This window comes from Frigoribacterium sp. 9N (genome assembly GCF_902506305.1).
In the GTDB taxonomy this organism is placed as follows: Bacteria; Actinomycetota; Actinomycetes; order Actinomycetales; family Microbacteriaceae; genus Frigoribacterium.
The window spans coordinates 1,984,324-2,004,646 of record NZ_LR733392.1; the positions used below are offsets into that span (position 1 = coordinate 1,984,324).

A 20,323-nucleotide genomic window follows, 5' to 3' on the forward strand; every position below is an offset into this window, starting at 1 on the left:
GACGACGCCCGACCGCCCCGAGCGGTCGGGCGTCGTCGTGCGTGCTCCGACGGGCGGGGTGCGCCCAGCCGGTTCCGCTAGCGTCTGTCCTCATGCACGCTCGCCTCTCGCAGTGGTGGAACGAGATCTCCATCCGCACCAAGATCACCGGCATCACGGTGACCCTGGTCACCCTCGGCCTCGTCGTCGCCGGCCTGGGCACGATGACCGTCCTGAGCACCTACCTCATGGGTCAGGTCGACACGTCCCTGCGGAACTCGGCGACCAACTTCACCAGCGCCTCGTTCGACCAGGCGGACTCCCGCTCGTGCACCGTGAACTTCGCGGGCCTGACCAGCAGCTACGTCGCGATCCTCGACGACGAGGGCGATCTCATCTGCGACACCCGATCGCAGCTGTCGAGTGCCACCGACGCCCCCGACCTCACCGGCGTCGGCGTCGCCGGCGCTCCCCTCGACGAGGCCTTCAACCGGTACAACTCGAGCCGCGACAACGAGTGGCGCCTCTTCGCCCACGCGGCCGCCCTGCGCTCGACCGACGCCCAGGGCAGCGTGACGACCGTGCCCGCCGTCATCGTGGCCGGAACGAACCTGGCGGGCACCGATGCGACGATCGGGCGCTTCGGCGGCATCTTCCTGGGGTTCGGCCTCTCGGTCGTCGTGCTCGGCGCCGCCCTCACCCGCCTGCTCGTCACGTCGACCTTCGCGCCGCTGCGTGACGTCGAGGCCACGGCGGCCCGCTTCGCCGACGGCGACTTCACCCAGCGGCTCGACTCGACGACGCCGAACACCGAGGTCGGGCGCCTGAACCGATCCCTCAACACGATGCTGAACCGGATCGACAGCGCCTTCGACGACCGGGCCAAGACCATCGACCAGATGCGCCGCTTCGTCGGCGACGCCAGTCACGAGCTCCGGACGCCGCTCGTCTCCCTCCGCGGCTACGCCGAGCTGTACCGCATGGGTGCCCTGACGAAACCCGAGGACGTGGCCCAGGCCATGGACAGGATCGAGAAGGAGGCCATCCGCATGGGCGTCCTGGTGCAGGACCTGCTCGCCCTCGCCCGTCTCGACGAGTCCAAGCCGCTCGAGCTCGGCCCCGTCGACCTCGTCCAGCTCGCCCGCGACTCGGCCCTCGACACCATGGCGTCGAACCCCGATCGCGACATCGACGTGATCGTGCTCGAGCCCGTCCCCGCGCCGTCGCCCACCCCGGCCGACGGCGACGAGGCCCCGACCGACGGACGTTCCGCCGAGACGGCCTCGCCCGCCGCGAACACCCCCGCGACGGGCACGGCGCTCGCGGGCGCAGCCGTCGGCGCGACGAGCCCGATCTCGTTCGCGGGCGCGACCCTCGCGCGCCTCCGCAGCCTGAGGGCTCGGGCCGTCCGCAACGGCGACACGGCGACGGCTGCCCAGCTGCAGGACGAGGTGCAGAGGTTCGAGGCCCCGGCCATCGTGCACGGCGAAGAGAACAAGATCCGTCAGGTGATCACCAACCTGATGGGCAACGCCATGCGGTTCACCGAGCCGGACAGCCCGATCGAACTCGTGGTGCAGTCCGACCCCGGACGCGGTGTGGCCACCGTCGCCATCGTCGACCACGGCGAGGGCATCCCGCCGCAGATCCGCGAGAAGATCTTCCAGCGGTTCTGGCGTGCCGACTCGTCGCGCACGCGCGACACCGGTGGCAGCGGCCTCGGCCTGGCCATCGTCTCGGGCATCGTCGCGGCCCACGGCGGCTCGGTGGACGTCGACGACACCCCCGGCGGTGGAGCCACCTTCCGTGTGGCCCTGCCGCTGATGCCCGCCGACGCCGTCACCGCGGCCGAGCCCGCCGGCGTGACCGCCTAGCCCGACCGGCACGGCCCGCCCGGCCCCCGGGCCCCGAGCCGTGCGCCCTGCGCCCTGCGCCCTGCGCCCTGCGCGACCGTGCCACGACGCCACGAAGTGGGCACTGCACCACGTTTTCTCGTGGCGTCGTGACCACGTCCTGGCGGGTTCCACGGACGCGGAAGCGGCCGAACCACCGAGCACGAGGCGCGCCTCTCCCCCGGCGACGCCGAAGGGCGGCTCCCCCGGAGGGGAACCGCCCTTGAGCGTGTGCGCGGCGTGAGCCGCGCGGCTGCGGACTAGAAGTCCATGCCGCCCGAGGGGTCGCCGGCCGGGGCCGGGTTCTTCTCGGGCTTGTCGGCGACGACGGCCTCGGTCGTGAGGAACAGACCGGCGATCGACGCGGCGTTCTGCAGAGCCGAGCGCGTGACCTTGGCGGGGTCGATGATGCCGGCGGCCAGCATGTCGACGTACTCGCCGGTCGCGGCGTTGAGGCCCCAACCGATGTCGAGCCCGCGGACCTTGTCGGCCACGACGCCGGGCTCCATGCCGGCGTTGAAGGCGATCTGCTTCAGGGGAGCGTCGATCGCGACGCGGACGATGTTCGCACCCGTCGCCTCGTCGCCCTCGAGCTGCAGGTTGGCCAGAGCGGTCTTGCCGGCCTGGATGAGGGCGACGCCACCACCGGCGACGATGCCCTCTTCGACGGCGGCCTTCGCGTTGCGCACGGCGTCCTCGATGCGGTGCTTGCGCTCTTTCAGCTCGACCTCGGTCGCGGCACCCGCCTTGATGACGGCGACGCCACCGGCGAGCTTCGCGAGGCGCTCCTGGAGCTTCTCACGGTCGTAGTCGCTGTCGGTCGCCTCGATCTCGCTGCGGATCTGACGGACGCGGCCGGCGATCTGCTCGTCGTCGCCGGCACCTTCGACGATGGTCGTCTCGTCCTTGGTGATGATGACCTTGCGGGCACGGCCGAGCAGGTCGAGCGTCGCGTTCTCGAGCTTGAGACCGACCTCTTCGGCGATGACCTGACCACCGGTGAGGATGGCGATGTCCTGGAGCTGAGCCTTGCGACGGTCACCGAAGCCGGGGGCCTTGACGGCGACCGACTTGAAGATGCCGCGGATCTTGTTCACGACGAGCGTGGCCAGGGCCTCACCGTCGACGTCCTCGGCGATGATCAGCAGCTGCTTGCCCGACTGGATCACCTTGTCGACGATCGGCAGCAGGTCCTTGATGTTCGAGATCTTCGAGTTGACGATGAGCACGTAGGCGTCTTCGAAGACGGCCTCCTGACGCTCGGGGTCGGTGACGAAGTACTGCGACAGGTAGCCCTTGTCGAAGCGCATGCCCTCGGTGAGCTCGAGCTCGGTGCCGAAGGTGTTGCTCTCCTCGACGGTGACGACGCCCTCTTTGCCGACCTTGTCGATCGCCTCGGCGATGAGCGCACCGATGGTGGGGTCGGCGGCCGAGATCGAGGCCGTGGCAGCGATCTGCTCTTTGGTCTCGATGTCCTTCGCGTCGGCGAGCAGCTGGTCGGAGACGGCCTGGGCGGCCTTCTCGATGCCGCGCTTCAGCGAGATGGGGTCGGCACCGGCCGCGACGTTGCGCAGACCTTCGCGGACGAGGGCCTGGGCCAGCACCGTCGCGGTGGTCGTGCCGTCACCGGCGACGTCGTCGGTCTTCTTCGCGACCTCTTTGACGAGCTCGGCACCGATCTTCTCGAAGGGGTCGTCGAGCTCGATCTCCTTGGCGATGGAGACGCCGTCGTTCGTGATGGTGGGGGCGCCCCACTTCTTCTCGAGCACGACGTTGCGACCACGCGGGCCGAGCGTGACCTTCACCGCGTCGGCCAGGATGTTCAGGCCACGCTCGAGGCCACGACGGGCCTCTTCGTCAAAAGCAATGATCTTAGCCATGTGTGTTTTTCGTCCCTCCCGGACGTCATGAAGCAGAAGCATTGGCACTCACGTGTCGCGAGTGCCAGCAACGATTCTGGCACTCGCCCGATGAGAGTGCAAGTGACGTGACGGGGCCCGGACGCACGAGCACGCCGCCACGGTGGACCGTGACGGCGTGCGGCGTGGGAGTGGGCGCGGCGAGGCGCTCCGACGGGCCTCAGGCGAGCCGGACGGACTCCGCCTGCGGCCCCTTGTCGCCCGTGCCGACCTCGAACACGACGGCCTGGCCCTCTTCGAGCACCTTGTAGCCGCTCATGTCGATGGCCGAGTAGTGCACGAAGACGTCCTGGCCGTCACCCTCGACGGTGATGAAGCCGTAGCCCTTCTCCGCGTTGAACCATTTCACGGTCCCGTTTGCCATGGTGTCGCTCCCCTTTTGCTGTGGTGGTACGGCGCGTGCGGTGCTGCAGGGCCGGGTCGTCGACGCAGCGACCTGCGAACCCGGACGGGACAGCGTCACTCGTGCAGAACACCAGGTCGGCGAGCCGTGAGGGGCGACCAATTCCAGATGGTAACCACGGGAAAAGCGGAAAAGCGCGCCCCGACCGAGAAACACCCGCAGAAAACGAGGATTTCACCGGTTATTAAACGTGGGCGTAACACGGGAGGTGCGGTGAGGGCCCGACGGGACGCGCGCCTCCTCGGATCGATGCCGCGGGAGCGGCGTCTTCAGGCGCTGTAGTCGGCCCCGAGGACGACGGTGACCGCTGCCCCGGGGAACGCCTCGGTGAGCTCGACGTCCGAGATGCCGAGCTGTTGGGCGAGCCCGAGCGCCACGGCCTCGTCGACGGCCGCCGAGTAGTAGACGGTGGACGTCGCGACGCGCTCGCTGGCGTTGCCCTGGGTGCCGACGACCCAACCGGCGGTCTCGAGCCGCTCGGAGGCCGAACCCGCGAGCCCGGCCGTGGCGGTGCCGTTCAGGACGGTGATGGTCGTCACCGAGGGGTCGACCTGTGAGGGGTCGGTGAGGGGGGTGACCGACGGCGTGGCCGTCGGGGTCGGCGTGTCGCTCTCGGGAGCCCCGGCCTCGGCGGTGCTCGACGACGAGGGGTTGACGAACTGGAAGCTGTTGTTCGCGAGGCCGAGGTAGACCACGCCGACACCGACCAGGACGCCGACGGCCAGCGCGGCCCAGGCGAAGGCGATCCAGCCGCTGCCGGGGCGCTTCTCGGCCCGGTGGGCTCCGACCCGGTCGAGGTCGGCGGGGACGTCGTCGAACCGGTCTCGGTCGAATTTCGGCATGCGTGGTCTCTCGTGGGTCAGCGGGTCGGACCGAACGAACGGGTCGATCGGGCGTCGCGGCGGGCGACTCGCAGGCGCTGCAGGCGGCCGACGAGCATGGGTGCGTAGGCCAGTGCAGCGGGTCGGTCTATGAGCGAGTTGAGCAGTTGCTGGTAGCGGACGATCCCGAGGCCGAACTCGCGACGGACGGCGGCCTCCCGGGCACCGGCGGCGGCCGGGGCGTGCTGCTCGAAGTCCAGGACGGCACGGTCGAGCTCGGACAACGCGCTCGAGCGCACGTCGTCACCTGTCGCCTTCTCGTCCATCGTCGAGGCCCTCCCCTGGGTTCCGGGTCATCCTATGGGCGGCGCCCCGACCGATCGCGGAGGCCGGGGGCGTGGTCCGACAACCCGTCCACCCGCTCGGGGAGCCGCCGGGTGTCGCGAGCTCCCGACCCGCGGTCAGGCCGTGAGGTGCAGCCGCGTGCCGTGGGCGTCCCCCATGCCCAGCACCCGGCCGTCGAGGGCGAGGGCCGCGAACGCGTCGTCGGGAGACACCCTCGGCGGCACCTCTGCGACCACGTCGGTCAGCAGGTCGCGCCGTTCGTACGAGATCCACCGCGCGCCCAGCCGGCCGACCTCGTCGACGAAGGCCTGACGCCGGCGACCCGGCAGGTAGACGAGTGTGCCCGTCGAGACGACGACGAGCGTGACGCCCGTCGGGGCCTCGGCCGCGAGCGGGGCGAGACCGTCGACGGCGTCCCCCGCCACGAGACGAGGAGGCGCGGTGCGGGCGAGCGCGACGGCCCGCCCCAGCAGGTCCCGCCGATCGGCGCGCTCGGGGGGCAGCAGCGTCGCGAGCCAGGCGACCTGGTCGGGGTCGCGGACGTCGACCGGGTCGAGGTCGATCCCCGCCCGCCAGACGATCTCGGGAAGCGGGGCCGTCGGCAGCTCCGCCTCGGACCGGGCCGCGCCCTCGACGACGACGTCGATCCTGAGCTGCACCGTGCTCGACGGATCGCCCCAGCTCCGGTCACCCGAGCGGTAGCCGTAGCGGTCGACACCGAGGCATAGCCCGGCCGAGGTGCCGACCTCGATCAGGGCGATCGGGCCCGGCACGCGGGCCAGCGCGATCGACAGCGGCGCGCAGCGGCGCACGTCGTTGGTCTGGGTGAGCCGTCGGCCGAGTTCGGCCACGAGGTCGTCGGAGCGGGCGAGCAGCCAGGGCCGCAGCACCGACCAGGGGCCGTGCGGCGCACCCAGCCACCGGCAGACCGCGAGGACGAGGACGGGCTGGCGCCGCGCCTCCTCGGCTCGATCGACGACGGCGAGCGCCGCCGGATCACCCGCGACGCCCCGCGCGAGTTCTGCCTGCGACGGCGACCCCTCGCGGTCGAAGGCGAGGGCCGCGGCCAGGAAGCGGTCGGAGGTGCTCACGAGCAGGAGTCTGACAGCCCGGTGGGGGCCGGGGAATCGTGCACCGGCCGACCGTGTTGAATGAGGAGTCCCGACAAGCAAGGAGATCATCGTGGCGTACAAGATCGAGAAGACCGACGAGCAGTGGCGCGAAGAGCTCGACGCCGAGCAGTATTCCGTCCTGCGGGAGGCCGCCACCGAGCGCCCGTGGACGGGTGAACTGCTCGACGAGAGCCGTGCCGGCGTCTACGCCTGTGCGGCGTGCAGCGCCGAACTGTTCAAGAGCGGCACCAAGTTCGACAGCGGCTGCGGCTGGCCCAGCTTCTACGAGTCGGTGAACCCGGACGCGGTCCAGCTGATCGAGGACAACTCGCTCGGCATGACCCGCACCGAGGTCCGGTGCGCGAACTGCGGTTCGCACCTCGGCCACGTGTTCCCCGACGGTTTCGGCACGCCGACCGGCGACCGTTACTGCATGAACAGCATCTCGCTCGACTTCAAGGCCGCCGAGTAGTGAGCGCCGTCGCCGACGCCGCCCGACGTCGTCGGTCGCGGTCGAAGGTCACCGACGTCGCGCCGACGCACGAGCAGTTGCTCGACGCGGTGCGGTCGGCGGCGACGGTGGCGGACCACTCCGAGCTGAGGCCCTGGCGCCTGATCGAGTTCCGCGGAGACGACCGGCTCGTCGTGGGCCGGTCGCTGGCCGACGCGGGTGGGGCCGAGGGCCACGCCCGCGACAAGCTCACGCAGAAGGCGCTGCGGGCGCCGCTGATCGTCGCCGTGGTCGTCTCGCCCCGCGACAGCCGCAAGGTGCCCTACTGGGAACAGGAGTCCGTCGCCTCGGGCGTCGCGCACCTGCTGTCGCTCGTTCTCGACGACGAGGGCTGGGGCGTGTTCTGGCGCACGGGCGTCCTGACCCGGGCTCCCGAGGTGGCGGCCGCGCACGGCCTGCGCGAGGGCGAGCAGTTGCTGGGCTGGCTGTACGTGGGCGGACGCGACGGCGACGACGCCAAGCCTCGCAAGCTGCTCGACCCCGAGCAGTTCGTCAGCACGCCGTAGCGGGTCGACCGCCCTCGGCGGCACCCGGTCGCGGGTGCCGCGCCGGTCACCAGGTCTTGTGGCTGTTGCCGATCACCGTGATGGGCAGCCAGAACGACCCGGTCATCAGGACGATGCCCCCGAAGAAGACGAAGGCGTTGGGCTCGCCCGAGCCGAACGAGTAGGCGAACAGGGCGAAGCTGACGAAGAGCATGGCGAGCGAACCGAGCGCGGTCAAGATCGTGGACAAGGGGGCTCCTCAGGTCGGTGCGCCCGGCGGGCGCGGTGCGCTGCGTCTACTTCACCACTTCTCGGCCTCGGAACGCCAATCCTGCGCCGACCGCATGCTGCTCGCCGGGTGAGGAGGCGCGGGCTGGGTAAGATGGGCACGCTCCGCCGGCCTGGCGCAATTGGTAGCGCATCCGACTTGTAATCGGAAGGTTACGGGTTCGAGTCCCGTGGCCGGCTCTCTTCTCCCGCCGTTCCGACCAGACGCTCACGGCTCACCCCTCGAGGGCGACGAGCAGGTGACGCAGGCCGTCCGCGACAGCTGGGCGCGCCTCCTCGGGCAGGGCGGCGAGCACGGCCCGCTCGTCCGCGAGCTGGACCTCGAGCACGCGGTCGATCAGACGACGCCCGGCCGCGGTCGGCGCGACGAAGTAGCCACGGTGGTCGGCGGGATTCGCCGAGCGATCGACGAGGCCCGCCGCCAGCAGCCCCTTGACGCGCTTCGTCACGGCCGGCGGTGAGAGCAGGGTCTCGTCCGCCAACTGCGTCGGACTCATCGGTCCGCCGCGGCGCGTCAGGGCGGCGAGGAGGTCGAAGTCCGCGCGCCCCAGGCCGAACTCGGCGAGCAGGTCGTCGCTGCGACGCTGCACGATGCGGGCGAGCCGGTTCACCCGGCCGACGACCGGGATCGCCGAGACGTCGAGGTCGGGTCGGAGTTCGCGCCACCGGTCATGGACGTCGTCCATCACGTCTCGGAGCCCGGGATCGGTCATGCCCTTGAGCCTAACGATGCTTCACGAGTAAAGTGATGCGCAGATCATTCACCCGTGAAGCAGTTCGACGACGAGCGCCCACGCCGCGCCGACCAGAGGACCGCCCATCACGACCACGACCTCCCCCCACCGCCTGCTGCCGCACCCGCGCGACCTGGTCCGCTTCGGCCCGCACGACGGCGCCCACCGACCGGCAGCCCGCGTCGCCGCGTCCGTCCTGGCACCGATGGTCGTGCTGGCGCTGATCGGCCGCGTGGAGTGGACGCCCTACGCGGTGTTCGGGGCCTTCGCCTCGGCTTTCGGCCGGGGGCTGCCCCGCTTCCAGCGGCTCGAGATGCAGCTCGAGGCCGGGCTCGTCCTCGTCGCCTGCGTGGTGCTCGGCACCGCGCTGGCCGCCTCGACGGCCCCGGTCTGGCTGCTCGTCGTCACGATCGGCGTCGTGGCCGGCATCACCTCGGCCCTCTCCGACCTGCGCCGCTGGAGCCCGCCCGGGCCGCTCTTCTTCGTCTTCGGCCTGGGCGTCACCGCGTTCGTGCCCGCGACCGGGTCGACCGTCGCCGTCGCGGCCGTGGTCGCCCCGGCGAGCCTCGCCCTCGCCCTGCTCGCGTCGCTCGCGGGCGTGCTGCTGCCCGCCGGTGGTCGCGCGCTCGCGACCGTCGGCGGACGCCGATGGAGGCGCGGGCCCCGTCCCCTGGACGGCCGGCGGACGGTCGTCCACGCCGCCGTCTGCCTGGTCGCCTCGATCGCGGCCGGGCTGATCAGCCTCGGTCTCGGCGTGCAGAGCCCGTACTGGGCCATGGTGTCGGCCGTGGTGCCCGTGGTGGGGACCGCGACGGCGGGCCAGCTCGTGCGGGCCGGCCACCGCCTCCTCGGCACCCTCGTCGGGGTGGGCCTCGCCGGTCTGCTGCTGGCGTGGCACCCCGGGGTCGCGGCCCTGATCGTCGCCTTCGGCGTGCTCCAGTTCGCGACCGAGCTGCTGATCGTCCGCAACTACGGGCTCGCGCTGGTCACCATCACGCCCATGGCGCTCGGCATGCGGGCACTCGACGGCGAACCCGTCGACGTGGGCGCCCTCGTGGCGGCCCGGACGGCCGACACCGCCATCGGGGTGGGCGTGGTGGTCGTCGTGCTCCTCGCGACGCACCGGCTGCGGAGGCCCCGGCCGGAGGCGTCCGTCTGACCCGAGGGGCCGGGTGGCCCCGGCCGAGCGGTCAGGCCTGGCGCGCCCTCGCCCGGCGGCCGTCCTTGCTCCACCAGATGAGGTCGGCGACGCCCTGCGCGACCAGCAGCACGGCGACGATCAGGATGATGACGGTGATCGCCTGGACCGGCACCCCCGAGGCGATGTTGAGCACCTGCACGACGAGGCCGAACAGGCCGATCAGCACCTCGAACACGGCGGGCACCACGGCACCCGTCTTCGTCAGGGTGAACCAGGGTCGCCGCAGGTCGCTCATGCACCCGAGGGTACAAGGTGCGCGGGCTACGATCGCCGGGACCCCGATCCGCCGAGGAGGCACCGTGCGACGACGCGACGTCCACGTCGATCCCGACGTGCCGAACTGGCTGCTGACCAAACGCGGCGGCCTCGCCCTGCCCCTCGTCACGTCGTTCTGCGCGCTCGTCGTGATCGCGAGCATCGTCGCCGCCCTGACGGTCGGCGGCGGCCACGTCACCGTCGTCACCGTCGTCGTCGTCGCCGCCGGCCTGGGTGCCGTCACCTGGGCGGTGGCCGACCTCGTCTGGTGGACGCGCGACGACCGCCGCCGCATCGTCCGGCTGCCCCGCGACCCCGGGGCCTGACGCCGGAACCCCCGGTCACATGCCGTTCAGGGCATGGACGTGCCCCGTCAACCTGGCAACCACCCAGCGTGCGCCGCCGTAAACTGACTGATGCACCGAACCGGTGCCCACGACGTTCGGCTCCGCTCGCGACCCCGCGCGCGCGTGCAGCCCCACCCCGCCACAACTCGACAGGGAGTTCCGTTGAACGGAAACGCTACGACCCGGCACAGCAACGTCGCGTTGCTGTCGGTCACCAGCACCATGGCCGACCGGGTCACCACCTCCGAGAGCATCGACGAGAAGCTCGGCCCCGTACTCAAGCGCCTCAAGCTGCCCACGGGCCTGCTGCAGCGCGTCGCCGGCGTGTACGAGCGCCGCAACTGGAGCACCGAGCAGAGCTTCGACGCGGCGGCGATCGACGCCGGCAAGCGGGCGCTGGCCGAGGCCGGCATCCGCCCCGACCAGGTCGGGCTGCTGATCAACACGTCGGTCACGCGCCCCCACCTCGAGCCCTCGGTCGCCGTGCGCCTGCACCACGGCCTCGGCCTGCCCTCGTCGGCCACGAACTTCGACATCGCCAACGCCTGCCTCGGCTTCGTCAACGGCATGACCCTCGCCGCCCAGCTGATCGACGCGGGTCAGATCGACTACGCCGTCATCATCGACGGCGAGGACGCCGACGACGTCCAGGTCAACACGATCGACCGCCTCCTCACCAAGGGCTACGGCCGCGACGACTTCATGAGCGAGTTCGCCAGCCTCACCCTGGGCTCCGGGGCTGCCGCCGCCGTCATCGGCCGTGCCGACCTCCACCCCGAGGGCCACCGAATCGTCGGCGGCGTCACCCGCGCCGCCACCGAGAACTACGACCTCTGCGTCGGCAGCGTCGACGGCATGTTCACCGACGCCAAGGCCCTGCTCAAGCGCGGCATGGAACTCGTCGTCTCGGCCTGGAAAGAGGCCAAGCGCGACTGGAACTGGCAGCGCATGGACCGCTACATCATGCACCAGGTCAGCGACGTGCACACGGGTGCCTTCGTCAAGGCCGCCGGCATCGACAAGAAGCTCGTCCCGCTCACCTACCCGACCCTCGGCAACGTGGGCCCGGCGTCGATCCCGATCACGCTGGTCGAGGAGAGCAAGACCCTCAGCAAGGGCGACCGCGTCCTGTTGATGGGCGTCGGCTCGGGCATCAACACCGCGATGATGGAGCTCGCCTGGTGAGTCGGCTCCCGCGGTCCGCCTCCGCCACGGCGCCGGCGTCACGTCCCCCCGCGGGTCTCGACGGGCTCGACCCGTCGTGGTCGCGTCTCGTCGACGTGCCGTACGGGCTCGGCGCACACCGCGCCTCCCGCACCTGGCACGTCCTCGACAACGCCGAGGCGCTGGCCGAGGTCGGCGCCGAACCGGTCGGCACCATCCTCTGCGTGCACGGCAACCCGACCTGGTCGTACCTCTGGCGCCGCCTCGTCGCCCGCACGGTCGAGACGGCCGTCGCCGGGGGGCCCGCGTGGCGCGTCGTCGCGGTCGACCAGCTCGACATGGGCTTCTCCGAGCGCACGGGCTCGCCGCAGACGCTGGCCCGCCGCGTCGCCGACCTGGGCGACCTCACCGACGCCCTCGAGGTCACCGGGCCCGTCGTCACCCTCGGCCACGACTGGGGCGGCGTCGTCTCGATGGGCTGGGCGGTCGACCACCCCGACCAACTGGCCGGGCTCATGCTGCTCAACACCGCGATCCACCAGCCCGAGGGCGAGAAGATCCCCCCTCCCCTGCGCCTCACCCTCGCCCGCGGCGTGCTGGGCCGGGCGACCGTCGGCACCACCGGGTTCCTCGACGTGACCCTCGGCCTCGCCCACCCGCCGCTCTCGCCCGAGGTGAAGGCCGGCTTCCGCGCTCCGTACCGCCAGGCCGACCGCCGCGGCGGCATCGGTGGCTTCGTGGCCGACATCCCGGTCGACGACGGGCACGTCAGCAGCCCCGAGCTCGACCGCATCGCCGAGGGCCTGCGCGCACTCACCGTGCCGGCCCTGATGCTCTGGGGCCCGCGCGATCCGATCTTCTCCGACCGGTACCTCGACGACCTGGTCGGCCGCCTGCCGCACGCCGACGTGCACCGTTTCGAGGGTGCGGGCCACCTCGTCGCCGAGGACGTCGACTACGCCGGAGCCGTGCTCACCTGGCTGGGCGACCGGCTGCCCGGCGGGACGGCCGCCGTCGACGCCCCGGCCCGAGCCGCCACCGAGGCCCGAGTCGCCGCCCCGGTCGGAACCGAGGAGGCGCGGGTCGCCTCCCCGCAGGACCGCCCGCTCTGGTCGTACCTGGACTCCCTGGCCGACAGCCCGGCCACCGCGCTCGTCGAGATGGCACCCGCGGGTGCCGACGGCCCGCGTTCGATCAGCTGGAGCCTGCTCGCCCGGCGCGTCCACGAGATCGCGCTCGGTCTGCGGAAGCACGGCGTGCGCCCCGGCGACCGCGTCTCGCTGCTCGTCCAGCCCGGTGCCGACCTGACCGCGGTGCTCTACGCCTGCGTCCGCCTCGGTGCCGTCGTGGTCGTGGCCGACGCCGGTCTCGGCGTGCGCGGCCTGACCCGCGCCGTCCGCGGCGCGTGGCCCGACCACGTGATCGGGCAGCTCCCGGGGCTCACGGCGGCCACCGCCCTCGGTTGGCCGGGCCGCAAGATCTCGACGACGACGCTGTCGCCGGTCGCCGCCCGGGCACTCGGCGTCGAGGCCTCGCTGCCCGAGATCGCCGCCCTCGGCCGCCGCGCCCACGGTGCCCTCGCCGAGCTGCCCGACGCCCCCACGGCCGACGCCGAGGCCGCCATCCTGTTCACCTCGGGCTCGACCGGCCCCGCGAAGGGCGTCGTCTACCGGCACGGCCAGCTGACGGCCCTGCGCGACGCCCTGGCCGAGCAGTACGACGTCGGTCCGGGCACGGGCCTGGTGGCCGGCTTCGCCCCGTTCGCCCTGCTGGGCCCCGCCCTCGGGGCGACGAGCGTCACCCCCGACATGGACGTCACGAAGCCGCGCACCCTCACCGCCCGGTCCGTCGCGGCCGCCACGGCGGCGGTGGACGCCACCGTGGTGTTCCTCTCCCCCGCCGCGCTCGCCAACGTCGTCGCGACGTCGGACGACCTCGACGACGCGGACCACCGCGCGCTGGCCGGCGTCGAGACCTTCCTGTCGGCGGGCGCGCCCGTCTCCGAGGCGCTGCTGGCGGCGGCCGGCGACCTCATGCCGAACGCGACGCCCCACACGCCCTACGGCATGACCGAGGGCCTGCTGATGACCGACGTCACGCTCGAGGGCGTGCGTTCCGCGGCCGCCGACCGTGGGGCAGCCGTCGCCGCGGGTGCGCCCGACGCCGGCGGGGTCTGCGTCGGGCTGCCCGGCGCGACCACGACGGTGCGGATCGCTCCCCTCGACGACGGGGGCCGCGCCTCCTCGGCGTTCACCGACGCCCCCGGCGTCACGGGCGAGATCGTCGTCTCGGCGCCCCACGTCGAGGACCACTACGACCGTCTCTGGCTGACGCACCGCCTCAGCCGCCTGGGCTCGACCGCCGAGACCCGCTGGCACCGCACCGGCGACGTCGGGCACCTCGACGCGCAGGGTCGACTCTGGGTCGAGGGCCGCCTGCCCCACGTGATCACGACGTCGACGGGCGTGCTGACGCCGGTGGCATCCGAACAGGCCGTGGAGGCGCGGGCCGCCATCGCGCGCGCCGCCGTCGTCGGCGTCGGTCCGGCCGGCACGCAGCAGGTCGTCGTCGTGGCCGAGACCGTCCCCCCGGCTCGTCGCCCGGGGCTGGCGTCCGCGGCCCTGGCGGCCTCGGTCCGCTCGGCCGTCCGGTCGGCGTCGGGTCGACCCGTGGCCGCGGTGCTCGTCGTGCCGCAGCTGCCGACCGACGTGCGGCACAACAGCAAGATCGACCGCACGGGCCTGGCCGCGTGGGCGACGTCCGTGCTGTCCGGCGGCCGGATGCGTCGCCCGTGAGGGTGCTGGTCACCGGCGCGAGCGGCCTGCTCGGCGGTGCCGTCGCCCGCGCCGTCACCGACGCCGGACACGATGTCACGACCTTCCAGCGTCGGCCCTCCGGCGTGCCCGGTGCCCGCGACGTGCTCGGGTCGATGACGAACCCGCGGGCCGTCGCCGCCGCCGTCCGCGACCAGGACGCCGTCGTCCACCTCGCGGCGAAGGTGTCGCTCACGGGTGACCCCGCCGAGTTCGAGGCCGTCAACGTCGGGGGCACGCGCTCCCTGATCGAGGCGATGCGCGCCTCCTCGGTGCCCCGGCTGGTCTTCGTCTCGTCGCCGTCCGTGGCGCACGCCGGGTCGTCCATCGTCGGTGACGACGCCCTGCCCGCCTCGCCCGGACACGCCCGAGGCGACTACGCCCGCACCAAGGCCGCGGCCGAGCGGGTCGCCCTCGGGGCCGCCGACGCCGACCTGCGCGTGGTGGCCGTCCGCCCCCACCTCGTCTGGGGACCGGGCGACACGCAGCTCGTCGAGCGGATCGTCGACCGTGCGCGCTCCGGCCGCCTGCCGCTGCTCGACCACGGCGCCGCCCTGATCGACTCCACCTACGTGGACAACGCGGCGTCCGGCATCGCCGCCGCGCTCGCACGCGTCGACGAGGTCAGCGGCGAGTCGTACGTGATCAGCAACGGCGAGCCCCGCACCGTCGCCGACCTGATGGCCGGCATCTGCGCGGCCGCCGGGGTGCCCGCGCCTCGCCTGCGGGTGCCGGCCGGGATCGCCCGCGCCGCGGGGTCGCTGGTCGAGCGCGTCTGGGCCGTGCGGCCGGGCACCGACGAACCACCCATGACGAGGTTCCTCGCCGAGCAGCTGTCCACGGCGCACTGGTTCGACCAGCGGCGCACCCAGCGCGACCTGCGGTGGACACCGGCCGTGACCGTCGACGAGGGCCTGAGTCGTCTCGCAGCCTGGCACGCCGCCGGGCAGCCCGCCGTCTGAGACCCGCCGCCCGGCCACCCTCGGGTCGGCGGGTTCCCGTCGTGCCCGGCGGGTCGGCGATGACCCGCCAGGGGTGACGGGAGCCCGCCGACTCCCCCGGGCGGAGGGAACCAGGGCGAGGCGGCGTCCCCCGTTCTCTGTGTGAGGGCACATGTCGCTCCGGCGTCGTGCCGCCTACCGTCGCACGGGTACCGGGCAGCTCCGGTGCCCAGGGCTCAACGGAAGGACCATCCCATGAAGGCAGTCGTCTGGCACGGCATCGGCGACATCCGACTCGACGAGGTCGCCGACCCCACGATCGTCGACCCGACCGATGCGGTCGTCCGCATCACCCGGAGTGCGATCTGCGGCACCGACCTGCACTTCGTGCGCGGCACGATGGCGCCCATGGCCGAGGGCACGATCCTCGGCCACGAGGCGGTGGGCGTCGTCACCGCGGTCGGCGACGACGTGCGCGGCTTCAGTGCCGGCGACCGGGTCGTGATCAACTCGACGGTGTCGTGTGGCACCTGCCGCTACTGCCGCCAGGGCCAGACCGCTCAATGCGACGTGGCGAACCCCAACGGCCCCGACGCCGGCACCTGCTTCTTCGGCGGCCCGGCCTCGACCGGCCCGGTGAACGGCCTGCAGGCCGAGCAGGTGCGCGTCCCGTTCGCGCAGAACACCATGCACCGCCTCCCCGACACGGTCAGCGACGAGCAGGCCATCCTGTTGAGCGACATCTTCCCCACCGGCTGGTTCGGCGCCGAACTCGCCGGGGTCACCCGAGGCGACGTGGTCGCCGTCTTCGGTGCCGGAGTGGTGGGCCAGTTCGCGATCGCCTCGGCCTTCAAGCAGGGCGCGAGCCGCGTGATCGTGGTCGACCGCGAGGAGACCCGCCTGGCGCAGGCGCTCGCCCAGAACGCCGAGATCGTGAACTTCGACGAGGAGGACCCGGTCGAGACCATCAAGCGCCTCACCGGTGGCGCCGGTGTGGACGCCGTCATCGACGCGGTCGGCGTGGACGCCCAGCACGCGAGCCACGGTCCCGCCGCCCCCGACCCCGACACGGCCGCCGAGTTCGCCGCCGAGGTCGAGCAGGTCGCCCCCGACGCGAACCCGCAGGGCGACCAGTGGGTGCCCGGCAACGCGCCGACCCAGGCCCTGCGCTGGGCCGTCGAGGTCGTGGCGAAGTACGGCCGCATCGGAGTCATCGGCGTCTACTCGCCGACCGTGACGTCGTTCCCCTTCGGTGAGGCGATGCTGAAGAACCTCACCATCCGCATGGGCAACTGCGACCACCACTCGGTGACCCCGCCGCTGATCGACCTGGTCGCGTCCGGCCAGTTCGACCCCACGGCGTTCATCACCGAGCACGAGGGCATCGGCTCGGCCATCGAGGCCTACGAGGCGTTCGACCGCCGCGAGCCCGGCTGGACCAAGGTCGAGGTCGTCCCCGGCTAGGGCCTCGGGCCGGCGGTTCCCGTCGCTCCCGGCGGGCCATCGCCGGACCGCCGTGGATGACACGAACCCGCCGACTCCCCAAGGGTCCGGCGGGTTCGGGCGTCTGCATGCGCCGGCGGGGTCAGATGACCGAGGCACTCCAGTCGTCGGGGTTGCCGAAGCGGTGGGCCGTGATGGCGACGGCCTGCTCGCGCAGGAACGGCAGCAGTTCGAGGCGGCCGGTCGGCGTGACCGGGGCCGCGAACACGGCCACCGCCGGGTCGCCGCCCAGGGCGTCCGCCAGGGCCGAGGAGGCGCGGGTCGCGTCACCGGCACCGGTCACCAACCGCACGCGCTCGGTCGACAGGCGACCCGCACGCACCCGGTCGTGCCACGTGGCGTCGTCCTCGTGCACGACGTCGGAGGCCGCGAGGCCGAGCGCCCGGACGAGGGCACCGGGCAGCTCGACCGACGACGACACCGTGAGCGGCGCGCCCGAGCGCCGTCCGGCGAGCAGCACGCGGACCACGTCGGCCGGGGCCGCGCCGTCGGCGGCGCGGATCGTGACGGGCAGGGGACGGTAGCGCAGCAGGTCGCGCTCGAGGCCGAGGTCGCTCACGTCGCGGGCGACGCCGAACTCGGCGGCCCAGAAGTGCTCGTCGCTGGCGGCGGCGGCCCGCAGGTCGTCGGAGGCCGATGCACCCGACGCCCCGAGCAGCGGCGACGCGGCCTCGAGGGCGGCCAGGGCCTCGCGACCCGGGCGCGCCTCCTGCGGTTCGGTCAGCGTCGTCGGCTGCCAGGACCCCAGGTGCACGAGGTAGTTCGGCCCGCCCGCCTTGGCGCCGGCACCGACCGACGACTTCTTCCAGCCGCCGAACGGCTGGCGACGCACGATCGCCCCGGTGATGCCGCGGTTGACGTAGAGGTTGCCCGCCTCGACGCGGTCGAGCCAGGTCGACAGCTCGGCGGGGTCGAGGGTGTGCAGACCCGCGGTCAGGCCGTAGTCGGTCGCGTTCTGCAGCTCGATCGCCTCGTCGAGCGTCTTCGCGGTCATGACGCCGAGCACCGGGCCGAAGTACTCGGTGAGGTGGAACTCGCTGCCCGCGGCGACGCCGGCGCGCACGCCGGGCGACCAGAGGCGCCCGGTGTCGTCGAGTCGCTTCGGCTCGACGAGCCAGGTCTCGCCCGCGCCGAGCGTGGTGAGCGCACGTTCGAGCTTGCCGTGGGCCGGCTCGACGATCGGGCCCATCTGCGTGGTGGGGTCGGAGGGCAGTCCGACGCGCATGGTCGACGCCGCGTCGACGAGCTGACGGCGGAAGCGCTCGGAGGTGGCGACCGAGCCGACCAGGATCACCAGGCTCGCCGCCGAGCACTTCTGACCCGCGTGGCCGAAGGCCGACTTGATGACGTCGGACGCGGCCAGGTCGAGGTCGGCACTGGGGGTGACGATGATGGCGTTCTTGCCGCTCGTCTCGGCGAGCAGGGGTAGGTCGTTGCGCCAGCTGGTGAACAGCGCGGCCGTCTCGAAGGCGCCGGTGAGGATCACGCGGTCGATCGACGGGTGCGACACCAGGTGACGACCGAGGTCGCCCTCGTCGACGTCGACCAGCTTCAGCACCTCGCGGGGCACGCCGGCGTCCCAGAGCGCCTGGACCATGACGGCCCCGCTGCGCTTGGCCTGGCCCGCCGGCTTGACGACGACGCTGCTGCCCGCGGCGAGCGCGGCGAGGGTCGAGCCGGCCGGGATCGCCAGGGGGAAGTTCCAGGGCGGCGTGACGAGGGTGAGTCGCTCGGGGACGAACGTCGCACCGTCGACCCGGTCGAGTTCTTCGGCGAGGTGGGCGTACCAGTTGGCGAAGTCGATGGCCTCGCTGACCTCGACGTCGCCCTCGGCGACCGTCTTGCCGGTCTCGCTCGCGGCGACCTCCATCAGGTCGGCGCGGCGGGCCGACAGCGTGGCCGCGGCCTCGCGCAGGATCGCGGCACGACCCGCGCCTCCGCGGGCAGACCAGGCGGCGGAGGCGGCGACAGCCTCGGCGACGATCGCGTCGAGCGTGGCCTCGTCGGTCACCCGGGCGGACTCGATGAGCTCGACGCCGAGGCGCGAGTCGGCCGAGCGGGCGGCGATCTCACGACCCCAGGCGCGGTTGTCGGCCAGGGCGGGGTCGGTGTCGGGCTCGTTGTCGAAGCCGCTGCCGGCCGCGCGGGGCTGCAACGCCTGGGCCGCGTCGAGGCGGCTCTGCACGCGGTGCGGTGCCGGGGTGTCTCCGTCGACCTCGGCGAGCGAGGCGAGGAACCGGCCCTTCTCGCGCTCGAACATGGCCTCGTTCGAGGCGAGTTCGAACACGGCGGACATGAAGTTCTCGCTCGACGCGTTCTCCTCGAGGCGGCGGATCAGGTAGCTGATGGCGACGTCGAACTCGCGGGGGTGCACGACGGGCGTGTAGAGCAACAGCCCGCCGACGTCGGCCTTGACCAGCTCGGCCTGCCCCTCGGCCATGCCCAGCAGCATCTCGAACTCGACCCGGTCGCTCACGCCACGGGCCTCGGCGAGCAGGTGGGCGAAGGCGATGTCGAAGAGGTTGTGGCCGGCGACGCCGACGCGGACGGCACGGGTGCGTCCGGGGGTGAAGGCCCAGGTGAGGACGCGCTTGTAGTTGGTGTCGCTGTCCTGCTTGGTGCCGTAGGTGGCGAGCGGCCACTCGTGCACCGTGGCGTCCACGGTCTCCATCGCGAGGTTCGCGCCCTTGACGATGCGCACCTTGATCGCGGCCCCGCCGGCGTCGACCCGCTCGGTCGCCCAGGTGGTGAGGTGCTGCAGGGCGCCGAGGGCGTCGGGCAGGTAGGTCTGCAGGACGATGCCGGCCTCGAGGCCCTTCAGCTGCGGCTGGTCGAGGAGGCGCGTGAAGACCGCGATCGTCAGGTCGAGGTCGCGGTACTCCTCCATGTCGAGGTTGATGAACTTCGGCTTCGGCGACTGGGCGGCGAGTTCGTACAACGGGGTGAGCTTCTCGACGACGCGCTCGACGGTCTCGTCGAAGGCCCACATCGAGAGCTGGCTGACGATGGACGAGACCTTGATCGACACGTAGTCGACGTCGTCGCGGGCGAGGAGCGCCCGGGTACCGGCGAGGCGGTGCTCGGCCTCGGCGTCACCGAGGACGGCCTCGCCGAGCAGGTTGAGGTTCAGCCGCGTCCTGTCCTTCTTGATGTTCGCGATGGCCGCACCGAGCTTGGCGGGCCGGGCGTCGGCGATGAGGTGGCCGACCATGCCGCGCAGGACGCGACGGGCGATCGGCACGACCACGCCGGGGAGCACGGGTGCCATGACGCCGCCGAGACGCACGGCGGAACGCATGTGCCACGGCAGGAAGGCCGGTGCCTGCTTCGCCAGGGTCGACAGGTTGCGGGCCGCGACGCCGAGGTCCTCCGGCCGGACGACCCGGTCGACGAAACCGATCGTGAACGCGAGGCCCGACTCGTCCTTGAGGACCTGGGCGAGCAGGTGGGCCGAACCGGTGCTCGGGGCGCCGGACGCCTCGTGCGCCCAGCGGCGGGCGAGGGCGACGGCGTCGTCGCCGATGCCGACGGGCAGGAGCTGTTCAGCGGTGGACGGCCCCGCCGTCTCGTCGATGGTGGTCATGGGATGAATGTAGGGCGGAACTTGCCA

Annotated in this window: 18 protein-coding genes and 1 tRNA gene; 10 read left to right on the plus strand and 9 right to left on the minus strand. The window is 72.6% G+C overall.

The annotated features are described in order from the left end of the window. The first annotated feature begins 92 nt into the window (after window positions 1-92). Window positions 93-1,853 carry a cell wall metabolism sensor histidine kinase WalK gene (locus tag ARTHRO9V_RS12315; RefSeq protein WP_159827589.1) on the plus strand — a complete coding sequence of 587 codons (1,761 nt, stop codon included), beginning with the start codon at window positions 93-95 and terminating at the stop codon, window positions 1,851-1,853. 278 nt (window positions 1,854-2,131) lie between these two features. Here the strand turns inward: ARTHRO9V_RS12315 and groL are convergent, their stop codons facing one another. The 5 genes from groL to ARTHRO9V_RS12340 all read right to left on the minus strand — a co-directional run bounded on the left by groL (window position 2,132) and on the right by ARTHRO9V_RS12340 (window position 6,450). After that, window positions 2,132-3,751, minus strand: a complete 1,620-nt coding sequence (gene groL / locus ARTHRO9V_RS12320; protein WP_043593524.1) for a chaperonin GroEL — start codon at window positions 3,749-3,751, stop codon at window positions 2,132-2,134. A 199-nt stretch (window positions 3,752-3,950) separates the two neighbouring features. Then, the gene (locus ARTHRO9V_RS12325; RefSeq protein WP_054146828.1) at window positions 3,951-4,154 is read right to left on the minus strand and encodes a cold-shock protein; all 204 of its coding nucleotides are present in this window, start codon (window positions 4,152-4,154) and stop codon (window positions 3,951-3,953) included. 308 nt (window positions 4,155-4,462) lie between these two features. After that, on the minus strand, window positions 4,463-5,035 hold the full coding sequence (locus ARTHRO9V_RS12330; protein ID WP_159827592.1) for a LytR C-terminal domain-containing protein: 573 nt from the start codon (window positions 5,033-5,035) through the stop codon (window positions 4,463-4,465). Between the two features lie 17 nt (window positions 5,036-5,052). Continuing rightward, window positions 5,053-5,340, minus strand: a complete 288-nt coding sequence (locus ARTHRO9V_RS12335; protein ID WP_056043106.1) for a DUF3263 domain-containing protein — start codon at window positions 5,338-5,340, stop codon at window positions 5,053-5,055. A 135-nt stretch (window positions 5,341-5,475) separates the two neighbouring features. Continuing rightward, window positions 5,476-6,450, minus strand: coding sequence for a DUF2332 domain-containing protein (locus tag ARTHRO9V_RS12340; RefSeq protein WP_159827595.1), 975 nt, complete (start codon window positions 6,448-6,450; stop codon window positions 5,476-5,478). A 91-nt stretch (window positions 6,451-6,541) separates the two neighbouring features. Here ARTHRO9V_RS12340 and msrB point away from each other — a divergent pair, with 91 nt between their 5' ends. Then, entirely contained in the window at window positions 6,542-6,943 is a 402-nt protein-coding gene (gene msrB / locus ARTHRO9V_RS12345) for a peptide-methionine (R)-S-oxide reductase MsrB (protein WP_043593533.1), read from the plus strand. After that, entirely contained in the window at window positions 6,943-7,488 is a 546-nt protein-coding gene (locus ARTHRO9V_RS12350; protein ID WP_159827598.1) for a nitroreductase family protein, read from the plus strand. The genes msrB and ARTHRO9V_RS12350 overlap by 1 nt, the downstream gene beginning before the upstream one ends. A gap of 46 nt (window positions 7,489-7,534) precedes the next feature. Here ARTHRO9V_RS12350 and ARTHRO9V_RS12355 read toward each other — a convergent pair whose 3' ends face one another. Next, on the minus strand, window positions 7,535-7,717 hold the full coding sequence (locus ARTHRO9V_RS12355) for a hypothetical protein (protein ID WP_055974590.1): 183 nt from the start codon (window positions 7,715-7,717) through the stop codon (window positions 7,535-7,537). Between the two features lie 145 nt (window positions 7,718-7,862). Here ARTHRO9V_RS12355 and ARTHRO9V_RS12360 point away from each other — a divergent pair. Then, a tRNA-Thr gene (locus tag ARTHRO9V_RS12360) sits at window positions 7,863-7,935 on the plus strand. Window positions 7,936-7,970: 35 nt separating this feature from the next. Here ARTHRO9V_RS12360 and ARTHRO9V_RS12365 read toward each other — a convergent pair. Next, window positions 7,971-8,468, minus strand: a complete 498-nt coding sequence (locus tag ARTHRO9V_RS12365) for a MarR family winged helix-turn-helix transcriptional regulator (protein WP_082460032.1) — start codon at window positions 8,466-8,468, stop codon at window positions 7,971-7,973. Window positions 8,469-8,694: 226 nt separating this feature from the next. Here ARTHRO9V_RS12365 and ARTHRO9V_RS12370 point away from each other — a divergent pair, with 226 nt between their 5' ends. Beyond that, window positions 8,695-9,648: an FUSC family protein gene (locus ARTHRO9V_RS12370; RefSeq protein WP_201298939.1), complete on the plus strand. Its 954-nt coding sequence runs from the start codon at window positions 8,695-8,697 to the stop codon at window positions 9,646-9,648. A 31-nt stretch (window positions 9,649-9,679) separates the two neighbouring features. Here ARTHRO9V_RS12370 and ARTHRO9V_RS12375 read toward each other — a convergent pair whose 3' ends face one another. Next, a complete protein-coding gene (locus ARTHRO9V_RS12375) occupies window positions 9,680-9,925 on the minus strand; it encodes a hypothetical protein (RefSeq protein WP_056043121.1) in 246 nt (81 codons plus the stop codon). Window positions 9,926-9,989: 64 nt separating this feature from the next. On the opposite strand from ARTHRO9V_RS12375, the gene ARTHRO9V_RS12380 reads away from it, so the two are divergent. The 5 genes from ARTHRO9V_RS12380 to ARTHRO9V_RS12400 all read left to right on the plus strand — a co-directional run bounded on the left by ARTHRO9V_RS12380 (window position 9,990) and on the right by ARTHRO9V_RS12400 (window position 16,674). Next, a complete protein-coding gene (locus ARTHRO9V_RS12380; protein WP_056043124.1) occupies window positions 9,990-10,271 on the plus strand; it encodes a hypothetical protein in 282 nt (93 codons plus the stop codon). 183 nt (window positions 10,272-10,454) lie between these two features. After that, a complete protein-coding gene (locus tag ARTHRO9V_RS12385; protein ID WP_056043127.1) occupies window positions 10,455-11,477 on the plus strand; it encodes a 3-oxoacyl-ACP synthase III in 1,023 nt (340 codons plus the stop codon). Then, window positions 11,474-14,251 (plus strand): alpha/beta fold hydrolase, encoded by a 2,778-nt coding sequence (locus ARTHRO9V_RS12390; protein WP_056043130.1) that lies wholly within the window; start codon window positions 11,474-11,476, stop codon window positions 14,249-14,251. Before ARTHRO9V_RS12385 ends, ARTHRO9V_RS12390 begins: the two co-directional genes overlap by 4 nt. Further along, a complete protein-coding gene (locus ARTHRO9V_RS12395; protein ID WP_159827604.1) occupies window positions 14,248-15,231 on the plus strand; it encodes an NAD(P)-dependent oxidoreductase in 984 nt (327 codons plus the stop codon). Before ARTHRO9V_RS12390 ends, ARTHRO9V_RS12395 begins: the two co-directional genes overlap by 4 nt. Window positions 15,232-15,465: 234 nt before the next feature. Continuing rightward, window positions 15,466-16,674, plus strand: coding sequence for an alcohol dehydrogenase catalytic domain-containing protein (locus ARTHRO9V_RS12400; RefSeq protein WP_056043133.1), 1,209 nt, complete (start codon window positions 15,466-15,468; stop codon window positions 16,672-16,674). Between the two features lie 121 nt (window positions 16,675-16,795). Here ARTHRO9V_RS12400 and ARTHRO9V_RS12405 read toward each other — a convergent pair whose 3' ends face one another. Then, the gene (locus ARTHRO9V_RS12405) at window positions 16,796-20,296 is read right to left on the minus strand and encodes a bifunctional proline dehydrogenase/L-glutamate gamma-semialdehyde dehydrogenase (RefSeq protein WP_159827607.1); all 3,501 of its coding nucleotides are present in this window, start codon (window positions 20,294-20,296) and stop codon (window positions 16,796-16,798) included. Between the last annotated feature and the right edge of the window lie 27 nt (window positions 20,297-20,323).